At 42.3% G+C, this 13,512-nt stretch carries 10 protein-coding genes; 7 read left to right on the forward strand and 3 right to left on the reverse strand.

Going from position 1 to position 13,512, the window contains the following annotated elements:
* The first annotated feature begins 158 nt into the window (after positions 1 to 158).
* From FTT76_RS04245 to FTT76_RS04275, 7 genes are all read left to right on the forward strand, one after another.
* Entirely contained in the window at positions 159 to 872 is a 714-nt protein-coding gene (locus tag FTT76_RS04245) for a hypothetical protein (RefSeq protein ID WP_180190084.1), read from the forward strand.
* A gap of 225 nt (positions 873 to 1,097) precedes the next feature.
* Positions 1,098 to 2,042 carry a bifunctional demethylmenaquinone methyltransferase/2-methoxy-6-polyprenyl-1,4-benzoquinol methylase UbiE gene (gene ubiE / locus FTT76_RS04250; RefSeq protein ID WP_078189802.1) on the forward strand — a complete coding sequence of 315 codons (945 nt, stop codon included), beginning with the start codon at positions 1,098 to 1,100 and terminating at the stop codon, positions 2,040 to 2,042.
* Positions 2,043 to 2,058: 16 nt separating this feature from the next.
* Positions 2,059 to 2,727, forward strand: coding sequence for an SCP2 domain-containing protein (locus FTT76_RS04255; protein ID WP_180178271.1), 669 nt, complete (start codon positions 2,059 to 2,061; stop codon positions 2,725 to 2,727).
* A gap of 18 nt (positions 2,728 to 2,745) precedes the next feature.
* Positions 2,746 to 4,365, forward strand: coding sequence for an AarF/ABC1/UbiB kinase family protein (locus FTT76_RS04260; RefSeq protein ID WP_180190085.1), 1,620 nt, complete (start codon positions 2,746 to 2,748; stop codon positions 4,363 to 4,365).
* A gap of 102 nt (positions 4,366 to 4,467) precedes the next feature.
* The gene (locus tag FTT76_RS04265) at positions 4,468 to 4,773 is read left to right on the forward strand and encodes a hypothetical protein (RefSeq protein WP_180190086.1); all 306 of its coding nucleotides are present in this window, start codon (positions 4,468 to 4,470) and stop codon (positions 4,771 to 4,773) included.
* A 209-nt stretch (positions 4,774 to 4,982) separates the two neighbouring features.
* Complete coding sequence (locus tag FTT76_RS04270; protein ID WP_180048786.1) at positions 4,983 to 6,062, forward strand: patatin-like phospholipase family protein; 1,080 nt, start codon at positions 4,983 to 4,985, stop codon at positions 6,060 to 6,062.
* A 72-nt stretch (positions 6,063 to 6,134) separates the two neighbouring features.
* Positions 6,135 to 6,449, forward strand: coding sequence for a hypothetical protein (locus tag FTT76_RS04275; RefSeq protein ID WP_180190087.1), 315 nt, complete (start codon positions 6,135 to 6,137; stop codon positions 6,447 to 6,449).
* Positions 6,450 to 6,519: 70 nt separating this feature from the next.
* On the opposite strand, the gene FTT76_RS04280 is transcribed toward FTT76_RS04275, so the two are convergent.
* The 3 genes from FTT76_RS04280 to FTT76_RS04290 form a co-directional block, all read right to left on the reverse strand.
* Positions 6,520 to 8,700 (reverse strand): SulP family inorganic anion transporter, encoded by a 2,181-nt coding sequence (locus FTT76_RS04280; protein WP_180123788.1) that lies wholly within the window; start codon positions 8,698 to 8,700, stop codon positions 6,520 to 6,522.
* A gap of 232 nt (positions 8,701 to 8,932) precedes the next feature.
* Positions 8,933 to 10,900 carry a DUF2075 domain-containing protein gene (locus tag FTT76_RS04285; protein ID WP_180190130.1) on the reverse strand — a complete coding sequence of 656 codons (1,968 nt, stop codon included), beginning with the start codon at positions 10,898 to 10,900 and terminating at the stop codon, positions 8,933 to 8,935.
* 89 nt (positions 10,901 to 10,989) lie between these two features.
* Positions 10,990 to 13,350 (reverse strand): Tex family protein, encoded by a 2,361-nt coding sequence (locus tag FTT76_RS04290; protein WP_180007060.1) that lies wholly within the window; start codon positions 13,348 to 13,350, stop codon positions 10,990 to 10,992.
* Positions 13,351 to 13,512 lie beyond the last annotated feature (162 nt).

Below are 13,512 nucleotides of genomic sequence, written 5' to 3' on the forward strand. Positions count from 1 at the left end.
CCCCACAACAATGCTTTCATGTATATGCTGAAATGCAAAATATGACCGTTTCTGCAACAAACTGACTCATATTGACCTGTAATTTCGTCACTTTGTCATAGCCCTAAGCTCCAACACCCACTAAGATTCAAACATCTAAAAAATAATTGAGACACTCAATGTCCAAACTTGCGGTATTAGATGATTTACTTGAACTGTATTACCAGTTGAATTACCACAAAAAGCCAGAAATTTTACAGCGTTTACAAGATGTCCAGCAGTGGCAAAAGCAGCGCATGCAACGTACGCATGCTGTGCAATTTGCTGAAAAACACAATGTGCTGATGTCTGAATATTTTATTAACCGTTTATATGGCGGCCCTGATTTCGATGCATTAGCAGCACAAATTGCACGTCTCACCCGCTATGCGCATAAAGCAGAAAAACTAATTCCAGATAATGCCATTAAGACTGGCACTTCGGGCGTACAACTTGCGATATTGGCCGTACAGCTCGATGAACAAGTAGCCATGCAATTACTGCAAGATTATCCAAATAATCCAACCCTGACCGATGAAATGATGCGTCAGACCTATCTCAAGCTCGATCAAGGTAAAGACCGCATGTTGCAGCTGCAACTGCTGGACGATTTAGGCCGCAATTTAGATAAATACATGCGCTCATTTATGGTCTATACCGCATTTAAAATGTGTAAGGGCGCAGCAAACAAATACAATTTCGAAGTAATGTACGACTTTATGCAAGATGGCTTCTTGGCAATGAAACCGCTCAAGTCAGCAGAAAAATTTGTCCGCGAATTTACCGCTGTAGAACGCAAAATCGTTGACCGTGTACATGCCGGAGACCCGAACCCGTTTCAGCCTGCGGCTTAACAAAACTCACATCCCATAAAGCCCGTGTTTGATATAAAACAAACTGGGCTTGCAAGACTGAATTCAGATTTTTTATAGGGGATTTGCAAAGCAATTACAGCAGACCCTTATTTTTTCTGTATATTATTCACAACAAATGCAAATGACTGCTGTATAACAACAGAGAATCTGTCATCATGCTTGCAAAGCAACATTAACCCTATTTATAAGTTAGGAGTGACTCTAATGTCTAACGAGAATCAAACGCCTGCCCCTACACCTGAGTCGGCACAAAATACAGACAAAGTGAGTCCATTCTTAACTGAGCCTTTACCACAAGGGACAGCGCAAGGTCAGCAACAATCTTTAGAACAACGTCTGACCGACACACCTGTGACAGGTTCAGTACCCAAATATAATCTGCCACGTGGCGCGAATACTGGTAACGTTGGAGCAACCACGCACTTTGGTTATCAAACCGTGAGCAGCGAAGATAAAGCGCAAAAAGTAGCGGAAGTCTTCCACTCAGTGGCTGCAAAATACGACATCATGAATGATTTAATGTCATTTGGTATTCACCGTCTATGGAAACGCTTTGCCATTAACATGTCAGGCGTACGTCGCGGTCAACACGTGCTTGATATTGCAGGCGGTACAGGCGACCTTGCCAAAGTGTTCAGCCGTGAAGTTGGCCCGACTGGTCATGTGGTGCTTTCAGACATTAATGAATCGATGCTCAATGTCGGTCGTGACCGCCTCATTGATGCTGGTTGTACCAATGTCGATTTCGTTTTGGCCAATGCTGAAACTTTAGAACCTTTTGCTGACAACAGTTTTGACCTATTGACCATTTCATTTGGTCTACGCAACGTGACTGACAAAGATGCTGCACTAGCTGCAATGTACCGCGTACTTAAGCCAGGTGGTCGTTTACTGATTTTAGAATTCTCTAAACCGGTATTTGAACCATTCTCAAAACTGTATGATTTGTACTCATTCACTGCATTACCGATCATGGGTAAAATCGTAGCGAATGACTCTGAAAGCTATAAATACCTTGCAGAATCGATTCGTATGCACCCAGACCAACGTACGCTTAAAGGTATGATGGAAAATGCCGGCTTCCAAAACTGTGATTACCACAACTTAACGGGTGGTATCGTAGCTGTACACCGTGGTTTCAAACTTTAATACTGCAGGCTGAACTATGTGGTCGATTCTCGCACTTGGTGCAGTTGAACGCTTAATTCATCATGTCATTGATTTGGATGCTATTACTCGCATCCAACTGAATGAATTGCAAGGCAAAATGCTTCGTGTGGTGATCGACTCACCACAATTGTCGGTGGATGTGTTTTTTGACGATCAGAAAGTTCGCTTAGAACCGACGCCAACAGGACATACTGAAACTGCATCCATCTTTGAGCAACGCCCTTTCGAACAGCATTCAAACATAACTGAAGCAACGGCGACCTTACATGTCAAAACAGTCGTCGAGCTCCTTAAACTGCTGTTGGCTGAAGATGTTGGCAATATCCCATTGCAAGGTGATTATCACTTATTGCAGGATATCCAGCGCATTATGCAGCAAGCTGAGCCCGATTTAGCTTCGCATCTAAGCCCTTGGATTGGGCCAAGCCTTGCGCATGAAATTGGTAAGTTACAACTTGCACCCAAACATCTCAAACGTACTTTACAAAGCCATTTGTTCTTTGCTGAAGATGCGTTAAAAGAAGATTCAGGCTTGCTTGCCCCACGCTGGCAAATGGATGACCTGAATCAAGACACCCGAATTTTGAATCAAAATCTGGACCGTGTAGAAGCAAAAATTCAGCAACTGCACAGCCAAATTGACTCATTACAAGACAACACTTAAGACTAGGTAATTGCATATATGATTCCGCACGTTTCACGTTTACTCGACCTTTGGCGTATTGCTGCGCACTATAGACTCGACACGTTGTTTCCTGCGGAAGAATTACCGGAAAAAGCCCGTCATATTCTTTCCCTCATTCGCATGCACCCTGCGGCATGGTCAAGCCGCGAGCGAAAAAATCCGCTCAAGCTCAAAGAAGCCATGGAAGAGATGGGCCCGCTGGCCATTAAAATGGGGCAATTACTATCTACCCGTCGTGACTTGATTCCACCTGAAGTTTTACAGCAATTGGTGCTTTTACAAGACCGTGTAAAACCTTTTTCAAATGACGTTGCCAAAATGCGCATTCAGGAATCACTCAAAGCCGATGTTAATACCTTATTTGCACGCTTTGACGAGCAGCCTTTAGCCGCAGCATCTATCGCACAAGTGCATACTGCTGCACTGCATGATGGTCGCGAAGTCGTAGTGAAAGTGACTCGCCCGAATATTCGCAATCAAATTCTGCATGATTTTGAAATATTAGAGTGGCTTGGTCAGTTCCTTGAAAAACGCCTAGAAGCCGCTCGTGCCCTGCATCTATCTGAAATTATTCAAGACTACCGTCAAATTATTCTCAATGAATTGGATTTGACTTTAGAAGCGGATAACACGCGTCGTATGCGTCATTACTTCACCGGTTCAAGCATGATGTACGTGCCTGAAGTCTATATGGACAGCCGTGATGTCATGGTCGAAGAGCGTATTACGGGTGTACCAATTTCAGATATTGCGACCTTTGATCGCTTGGGCATGGATCGTAAAGATTTAGCCGAAAAAGGGCTCACCATTTTCTTTACCCAAGTGTTCCGCGACAACTTCTTCCATGCAGACATGCATCCGGGGAATGTCTTCGTCGAAACCATTAATCCAAGCAATCCACGCTTTATTGCCTTGGACTGCGCGATTATGGGTGAGCTTTCAAAGCACGACCAAATGACCGTAGCACGCATGCTGCTTGCGGTTATGAACAGCGACTTTATGCAACTGATTCAAATCGTGCATCAAGCGGGTTGGATTCCACCGGGTACAGATCAAGATGCCTTAGCACGTGAAATGCGTCGTACCGTTGGCCCAATGGTCTCTAAACCAATGCATGAATTGGACTTCGCCGGCATCCTGATTCAAGTGATGGATATTGCGCGTCGTTTCCATTTAGAGATTCCGCCACAACTGATGTTGCTGCTCAAGACCTTGGTCCATGTTGAAGGTTTAGGAACTGATCTCTATCCTGAATTGGATATTTGGAGTTTGGCAAAACCAATCCTCACCGATTGGATTAAAGCGCAAATGAATCCGCAGAAAAACTTAAAAGAACTCGGGCAAAAAATTCCAGACTTACTTTTAGGTGCGCAAGATTTACCAACGCTGATGATCGACAGCCTGAATGGTTTAAAAAATCAGTCGGCTTGGCATGCCAAACAACTGAATGAACTGCAAAGCATGCGCCTGCAAATGGAACATCAGCAAAAACGTAGTTGGGTTTTTGGCAGTATTATGGCCATCTTCCTCTCCATCGCGATAATTGCGCCATGGTATGTTTCCATCGTATTAATTGCACTTTCAAGCTTACTTGCCATTTGGCGTGTGTTTAAATAATCTGTGTTTAAATGATCTTGATGTATCCATAGCTCCTTTAAGCCTTTTAACAATAAAGGGCTTAAAGCTATAAAAACAAAAATTTAAATAAGGCTGAACGCCATGTCATACAGTTATTTAGGGGTACTGTATGGTCGAAATCCACTCCGAGCATGTGCAACGGCCTTGCTATATAGTTTTTCGACCCTGCTCGATGTGTTGGTTCAATTGAATTTGCACTTATCTTTTCTGAACTGGCAACCGACAGCCAACACCACCCTGTATCGGATGCAGCATAGCGCTGCATTTTGGTGGATCATTCTCTTTAATGCACTTCCCTGTATATTCCTGCTTTGTTTGCCACAGCAAAAACTGATGGCCAGGTTAAATTATTGGTTATTAGCTGGGGCCGTGATTTTTTATCATTAACCTATTTGCTTGGGCGGTCTTTCCAATGGCGACATGGGCAATCGTCTGCCTCAGTTTGTTTCGATTGCATCGGCATAACGAACAACTATTACAGCATTCCTGAGAGACGCCCTGATATGACTGAGAAGTCATTTGTCGGAAGTTTCAGCCATTGGGTCTGTGCAAAAACGCACTAGAATAATTCTACGACTGTATTTTAAGCGACTACCATGACTCAAATTTTGCAAAAAAGACCGCCTGCGCTCAATATCCGTGCTGGCCATTTAGCCCGCCAACTGATTGAACAAGAGGGTTTAAACGCTGCTCAAGTGGATATCCTGCCCGGTGCTGCTGGTGGCCCGAAAGGCATTGGTATTCAAGGTTTAGATCAGGCGATTTTTGCTGACTTTTTGCCACGCGCGCAACAAAAGCGTACTTTAATTGGTTCATCGATTGGCAGTTGGCGCTTTGCCAGTATTGCTGCTTGGGGCGCCATTGAAGGGACGAAACGCCTCTCTGAGCTGTATACCAATCTGAGCTTTCATAAAAAGATGAGCCGTCAAGAAGTCAGCGATGTGTGTCGTGGCATGCTGATCGATTTGATTCAAGGTCAAGAAGCGGCACTGGTTAATCACCCGGATTATCACCTCACTGTGCTTTCAGTCAAAGCTCAGCATATTTTCCAAAGTGATAAAGCTCTGCCGCTATTAGCCTCTGTCGCAGGAATCGTGGGAACGACAGCGCTCGCACGTAAACACAGTCGTTATTTCATGCAGCGTGTAATTAGTCAGCCTGTGTCAGGTCATCAATTTACCGTGGCGGATGATGGCTTTACCACGCATTACCATGCATTGACTCAAAATAGTGTTATGCCGTGGCTTATGGCATCTGCATCTATTCCTGGTGTTATGGCCGCGATCCGTGATATCCCTGATGCACCACAAGGCAGTTACCGCGATGGCGGCCTAATCGACTATCACATTGACCTGCCCTTCCAAAGTCAAGGCATCGTACTATATCCACATTTCACAGATAGCATCACCCCCGGTTGGTTTGATAAATTATTTAAACGTCAGGCTAATCCAGACAATCAAGCGCGTACCTTGTTACTATCACCTTCACAAGAATACCTTGCAAGCTTGCCGCTTGGCCGACTGCCTGACCGCAAAGATTTTACCCTCAAAGGTTTAGACAACCAACAACGGATTAAAATGTGGAACCAATGCGTGGCTGAAAGTCAGCGTATGGGCGATGAGTTTTTGGAAATGGTTGAGAAGCAACATTTCCCAGCAGTCATGCAAGCACTCTAAGCGTTACAGTAATCTCTTGCGAGGGACGCTATAATCCTGTTTCAGAATTTTGAGCTTATTTAGTATAGATTTATGCGGATATTTTTAACTGTTTTGCAGTATGCCTGCATCGCTTTTGCACTTTTCCTTGTTTATCAAGTGTCAACCGCCTTGATCAGCGGCCAATACGATTTAATGGAAGTAGTGGCAGATGTCGGTACCATTTTAATTTGTATCGATTTGGCGGTATTTTTATTTACTAGTAATGCAAAACAAGGCAATAGTATCGAAGACTATGCGAAACAATTGGAACAAAAACCGTCTAAATTGGTATATGTCACCCGTAAATTGGGACACTTCGGTATTTTGCTGATCATTACCAGTTGGATCGTACCGATGATTCGCTAATGTATTTTAGTTCAATAAAAAGGATCATCATGTGTTCATGATGATCCTTTTTTATGTCATCGGATTTTATTTATCCGAAGAAATTAACCCGTCCAGTTTTTACATCATACACTGCACCAACAATCGCCACTTTACCTTCTTGCACCAACTGCTGTAGCACTTCACTATTTTGCAAAATATAGCGGATGTTGTAATGCACATTCATTTGCGTCACTTGCTCTAAAAATGCCGGACTCAGCGTTTGTGGTTGCATCAATTCGGCAACACGCGATACAGACTCATTGAGTGGCCCCAGCACATATTGAATATGTGGCATACGCGTCAGGCTCTGAATCGATTGACCAGCTAAATGCAACTGACAAGCACTGCTAACCGCACCACAGTCCGTATGACCAAGCACCACGATCACTTTGGCACCTTTGGCTTCGCAGGCAAATTCCAATGATCCCAAAACTTTTTGTCCCGCGACATTCCCCGCAATGCGTAAACTAAATAAATCGCCAATTCCAACATCAAAGATCATTTCAGTCGGCGCACGAGAATCCATACAACCTAACACTGCCGCAATCGGATGCTGCCCTTCTTCAGCGGTCACCCGCAGTTGCCGATAGATATCTCGTTGCAAACGCTCATTTTGTACAAAACGTTTATTGCCTGCTTTAAGCAAAGCGAGCACGTCCTCTGGGTTCAAACGTTGCTGTAAAGCTGCTGTACTAATATCTATATCTAATGCCGCCTCCTGCGCATCGGCATAGTGTGTCTTGAAACCAATCAACTGCACTTGCACTTTACGCTGTGCTGCCTTTTCCTGCTGGTACTCTTGAATAAGCTGGAAAATATCAGCATCCATATCACTCACATGTGTAGCATCAATCACCACTTGTTCGCCGCGATGGATATGTTCCAATGCAGATATTAATGCCGAACGGTTGAGAAAACTGACTTGTGAAGGCAATTCAATCCGTGTAATCACCCCATGTAAATGATGCTCTTTATACACCTTCAGTCCCTTATTAAAATTGGCATATAAAATAAAGGCCGCACTACTGGCTAAACCAATCAAGATTCCGAGCAATAAGTCTGTGAGTAAAATCGCCAACAAGGTAATGATAAAAGGAATAAATTGTTTCCAACCTTTTAAATAAAGCTGTTTAAACAATTTGGGATGCGTCAGTTTAAAACCTGTGAGGATTAAAATTGCAGCTAATGCTGAAAGTGGAATCATGTTCATCAAAGGCACTAAACACAGCACGGCAAACAGGAGCAACACGCCATGAAAGATGGCAGAACATTTACTTTTAGCTCCAGCACTGGCATTGACCGAACTACGAACAATTACTGACGTCAGCGGCATCCCGCCTATAGCACCCGAAACGACATTGCCGATGCCTTGCGCCCATAACTCTCGGTTGGGGGGTGAAGAGCGCTTATGCGGATCCAATTTATCTGCTGCTTCTAAATTCAATAAAGTTTCTAATGACGCCACAACCGCCAAAGTGATAGCGCCCGTATAAATCAGAGGATTATTTAAAGCGGTCCAATCCGGAAAGATCATCACATTTTGTGGCTGATCCCAAAGGTTAGGAAGTTGGATGAGATTTGATGGATGAACTGCAAAAGACGAGCCACTAAGCACCAACACGGCATTACATAGTGCAGCAAGAACGACAGCAACCAAGGCTGAAGGCAAAACCCATTTTTTGCATGGGCTCTGCTCCCAAAGCAACATCAGTACAAGGCTACCGATACCGATCACAATGGCACCCACATCCCATTGCAAATTGAGCGGCTGTGACTGCCACAACACTGACCATGAAAATTGGTTCAAGCCAAACAGATAAGGCATTTGACTCCCAATCAAGATCAGCCCGATAGCTGCCAATAAACCCAATATGACATTGTTCGGAATAAAGTTGGCAAAGAAACCGAGCCTAAATATGCCAAATCCAATCTGTAAGATACCGGCAAAAACAATACACAATAAAAAGGCGGCATAGTTGCCGCCGAGTAGTTCAAGCTGTACCAAAATGACTGCTGTTAAACCTGCTGCTGGCCCTGCAACACTGATATGTGAGCCACTCAGTGCCCCAACTAAAATACCACCGACAATGCCGGCAATAATGCCAGAGAGAATCGGTGCGCCAGAAGCCAATGCAATGCCTAGGCATAGCGGTAAAGCCACGAGAAATACCACTGTTCCAGATAAAAAGTCGTGAATATGAAATCGATGTCGTTCAATTTTAGATGTCATCATTTTACCGTTTATAATAAATATCAAATAATTAGATGTAAGTATGTAAAACCTAAAGTTTGTGACCACTTTATGGCGTGACTTATATTGTCTGACAATCGAACGATTCTATAGTGTGTTTTGATACGTGATTTGTGTGATTTTTACACTTTATTGCGAAGTTTAAGATTCAGCTCATTTATCTTTGATAGGCCTTAAAAGAAATAAAAAAACCTCCCAAATGGGAGGTTTTTTATAGCGTATTGAAACCACATTGCTTCAAAAAATTATACGTCGAATCATAATATTTCTTGGGACGAGTCCAGTCACTGTCATCTACAGATGGTATATACAACACCATACCTTGTCGCGCCCGAGTCAGTAGCACTCGATATGCATTTAACAGGTATTTCTGCTTTTCAGTTTGCCTTATATTTTGCCATCGACTACCTTTAAAGGCTTGAAATTGCCAATCTTGATCAAAATAAAAATTAATATCCCATGCCACGCAACTGTAATCTATTTCCAAGCCTTGCACATCAAACTCAGTTGCAATATCTTCCAAATAATACGCAGAACGTACATCTGTATTTGAATTCAAAAACCAATCTGCAGGTGTTATTTTATTCTTTACATCAATACCTTCGGCTTTTAAACGTCTGGCACCCGAACTAGCAATAACCCCAAAGCGCTCTGAACCCTTAGCCTTTCTTTTTAACCACTGTTTAGCAACATTAAAATCACGACAAAGCAGAATAGGATAATCTTGGGACATCATATGGTAAGTTTCTTTCGCGGACTTTGCATCACCATCTAATACATGTTGAATCAAATGTGAAACTTGTTCGCTGCGAAATGACCGGACAGAAACAGCAAGATGTAAATCTTCCTCATTTTTTCCATTTTTTTGAACCCAGAATTGTTGTTTAGGATCAGTTAAATAGACTTTATCCTGCAAAATTTTGTTAGAAAAGTAGATCTTCCATTTCGGGTATTTATGTTCTAATGCTGATAGCCATTCAGAAACACCTGCTTCTCCAGTGTTAATCTCCTGCCCACCACCAATCAGGCAAACAACGACACACCAATCAGCGTGGCGATCCATAACACTAATGAGAAACTCTGGTTCAGACATCGAAAAATTATCAATACCTTTTTTCTGTTTCATAAAGTTTGAAACCTGATCCTTTTGCCAGGCCCTTTGAGCTTCATCAAAAATAACGACTTTTTCGATTGGCACCTCATTTGATTTCAAATAATGATCTCTAAAATGATGAATATTTTGTATAAAGGCTTTGGCTTCACGTTCTGCCTCAGATCGCGTCTTTTTTTCTGTTTGTTGCTTAGCAAGTTCCACGGTATTTCGAACCAATGCTTCACGTAAAACATCAACTAAAGGACCATTCCCAGATAAAAATACAGAATGTTCTTGTTCATTTGTTTTTAAACGCTGGTTCGCAATATTAAGACCGGCCAATGTCTTTCCTGCACCAGGTACACCCGTTAAAAAACAAATCGTTTTTTTATTTGTTAATTTTGCATCTTCAATAATTTGTTCGATTTTTTTCGAAGTGATCGCTAAATTTTTTGCACCGGCATCACTTCTAGAAATTTCATCCACTGTATGACCTTGATATAACGCCTGAGCTGCTTCAATAATTGTGGGTGTTGGTTTATATCGAGACTCAACCCACTGTTTGATATTAAGTTGCGTAAGACCTGCAAATTGATAAAGCGCTTGTTCGATTACAATCCGTAAATTATGGGTGTTACAGCATAAAGTATCTTGATAAGTGGATACCGCTGACCATGACTGTTCACAACTTTGAGCTTGGGTTGAAATTAAAAGTGGTATGACCTCTTGCTGATGACTACCTTCATGAAAATTCAACAAATCCAAACAATAATCTATGACCTGAGTCTTAGCATATTGTGGGTAACTCTTTTCACCTACTTTAAATTCAATAACAAAAATTAAATTACGTATCAAAAGAATGTTATCTACGCGCTTACCCATCCGTGGAATAGAGAATTCAAAAAAGATTTCTCCCTCATCTAAAAAATCCAACTGTTGTTTTAAAATCTCAATTTGTTTTAACCAAGCGTTCTTTTGTAAATCTTCCAATGCAAATTCATGCTGTAGTGCCAAAGCCCCCATAATTTCTTGTTCATTTGTATGTATGAATTGTTGCACTGAACCCTGATAATAACTACGTAACATCATGATCTTCTAAGTTTATTTAAGCTTTGATTGTTTTAATCTTATATAAAAAAACCTCCCATATGGGAGGTTTTTTTAACAGTTAAAGATTACTTCGAACCTTTAATCCCTGCTTGTAATAACAACGCACCTAAACCACCAATTTTATTTTCTTGTGGTTTCGCTGCTTGAGGTTTTTTATGACCTTGTGGGCGGTCGCCTTGCGGACGGGCATGCTGTGGACGTTTCGCATGTGGCTTACGCTCACCACGTTGTTCTTGCTGGGCATTGTCACGACGTGGTTGACGTTGTGGTTTCGCTGCAGCAGCACCTTCTGCACGCATAGACAAGTTGACACGGTTACGTTCAACATCGACATTCAAGACACGAACTTGAACAATTTGACCTGGTTTCACGACTTTGTGCGGATCTGCAACAAATTCATTTGCAAGTTCAGAAATATGCACTAAACCGTCTTGGTGTACACCCACATCCACGAATGCACCGAAGTTGGTTACATTCGTAACCACACCTTCAAGCTGTAAACCTTCAGTCAACTGCGCCACTTCTGTGATGTCTTCACGGAATTTAGCCGTGCGGAACTCTGGACGTGGGTCACGGCCTGGTTTTTCAAGTTCAGATAAAACGTCTTGAATTGTCGGTAAACCAAATTGGTCATTTACAAATGCTGCTGCATCGATCTGACGGATAATTTCAGTATTACCAATAATATCTTTTACAGTCGTCGCTTTTGCTTCCACAATTTTTGCCACCAAGTCATATGACTCTGGGTGAACTGCAGATGCATCCAATGGTTCAGAACCATCTTGAATACGTAAGAAACCTGCTGCTTGTTCAAAGGTACGTTCGCCTAAACGAGGTACTTTCTTCAAACTTTGACGGTTATCAAAACGACCATTTTCTTTGCGGAATTCAACGATTTGCTGTGCAATCGATTTATTTAGACCCGCGATATAACCCAAAATAGCAGATGATGCTGTGTTGACATCAACACCTACTGAGTTCACACAGTCTTCCACAACCGCTTCTAGCGTTTTTGCCAAACCGGTTTGGTTCACATCATGTTGGTATTGACCCACACCAATCGATTTAGGATCAATCTTCACAAGTTCAGCCAATGGATCTTGTAAACGACGTGCAATCGATACAGCACCGCGGATCGATACATCTAAATCTGGCAATTCATTTGACGCCAATTCAGATGCTGAGTAAACCGACGCGCCTGCTTCAGATACCGACACACGAATCAAGTTCAAGTCTGTATTTGCTGCCATCATTTCAGCTACAACAGCTTCAGTTTCACGGCTTGCAGTACCGTTACCAATGGCAATCAGTTCAACATTAAACTCACGGCATAGACGTGCAAGTTCAGCCACTGATCCAGCTTTGTCTTCTTTCGGAGCAAATGGGTAAATCGTGCTATGTGCAAGGACATCACCTGATGCATTCACAACAGCCAATTTCACACCCGTACGGATGCCTGGGTCTACACCCAATGTGCAACGTGCGCCTGCAGGAGCAGAAAGTAATAAATGACGTAGGTTTTCAGCAAAGACATCCATCGCTTCAGCTTCAGCAGCCAAACGTTTTTCAGTCAATAATGAATGTTCAATCGCAGGACGAACTTTACCGAGCCAGAACAATTTTGCAGTTTGTTTTAAGAAATCTGCACGCGCTTGTGGTTGTGCTGTTTCTAAATTGTATTCAGTATCAATACGAGCCAATGGTGCATCATCTTCACCATCGACTTTTAAGCCCAAGACATTTTCTTGACGGCCACGGAGCATCGCCAATAAACGGTGTGAAGGGACTTTATTTAAGCTTTCAGAGAAATCAAAGTAATCACGGAATTTTTTACCGACTTCTTTTTTCTCATCGCTTGCAACTAAACTTTTCAACACTGCAGTTTTCGCAAATGTCGCTTTTAGCTCAGTGGTTAATGCAATATTTTGTGCCCATTCATCAATTAAAATGTGTTGAATCGCATCAAGTTGACTTTCAACATCTGCATAATCTTCATGGCTAAAGCCTGCCAAAGCTTCCGTAGGATCGATCGCTTCATTAAAGATTTTTTCAGCGATTGGGCCTAAACCCGCTTCTTTGGCTTTAAATGATTTACTGGTACGTTTTGGACGGTACGGTGCGTAAATCTCTTCTAAAGCATTTTTCGTTTCTGCTGCATTCACGCGAGCAAGTAAGTCATCAGATAACTTGTTTTGTTCTTTTAGAGATTCGATTACCTTTTCACGGCGCTCAAATAAATCACGCAGGTAAGTCAGACGTGTATCGAGCTGACGTAATTGAGTATCGTCCAGACCTTGCGTCACTTCTTTACGGTAACGTGCGATAAATGGAACACTGGCACCTTCATCAATGAGCTTGATGGCAGCTTCAATTTGATTTGGACGTACGGCAATTTCTTTTGCCAACTGCTGAACTAAGTCAGTCATCGTATTAGATCCCTGCAAGGATAAGTTCTAAAAGCCATGATTATAAAGACCAAGACCATAAAATCCACAATTGTTTTTATAAATTTATTCGTGGTTTTTAATGCCAGTTCATCTCAAATACACATTTTTTTACGAAACTGACTATGAAACAGCAAATTAGCG

This window comes from Acinetobacter sp. YH01009 (assembly GCF_013420765.1).
GTDB lineage: Bacteria > Pseudomonadota > Gammaproteobacteria > Pseudomonadales > Moraxellaceae > Acinetobacter > Acinetobacter amyesii.

Coding starts and splice junctions, on each gene's coding strand:
- FTT76_RS04290 (WP_180007060.1), bottom strand. CDS start 13,350: ATGACTGACTTAGTTCAGCAGTTGGCAAAAGAAATTGCCGTACGTCCA.
- FTT76_RS04270 (WP_180048786.1), top strand. CDS start 4,983: ATGACTCAAATTTTGCAAAAAAGACCGCCTGCGCTCAATATCCGTGCT.
- FTT76_RS04245 (WP_180190084.1), top strand. CDS start 159: ATGTCCAAACTTGCGGTATTAGATGATTTACTTGAACTGTATTACCAG.
- FTT76_RS04280 (WP_180123788.1), bottom strand. CDS start 8,700: ATGACATCTAAAATTGAACGACATCGATTTCATATTCACGACTTTTTA.
- FTT76_RS04275 (WP_180190087.1), top strand. CDS start 6,135: ATGCGGATATTTTTAACTGTTTTGCAGTATGCCTGCATCGCTTTTGCA.
- FTT76_RS04255 (WP_180178271.1), top strand. CDS start 2,059: ATGTGGTCGATTCTCGCACTTGGTGCAGTTGAACGCTTAATTCATCAT.
- ubiE (WP_078189802.1), top strand. CDS start 1,098: ATGTCTAACGAGAATCAAACGCCTGCCCCTACACCTGAGTCGGCACAA.
- FTT76_RS04260 (WP_180190085.1), top strand. CDS start 2,746: ATGATTCCGCACGTTTCACGTTTACTCGACCTTTGGCGTATTGCTGCG.
- FTT76_RS04265 (WP_180190086.1), top strand. CDS start 4,468: ATGTCATACAGTTATTTAGGGGTACTGTATGGTCGAAATCCACTCCGA.
- FTT76_RS04285 (WP_180190130.1), bottom strand. CDS start 10,900: ATGTTACGTAGTTATTATCAGGGTTCAGTGCAACAATTCATACATACA.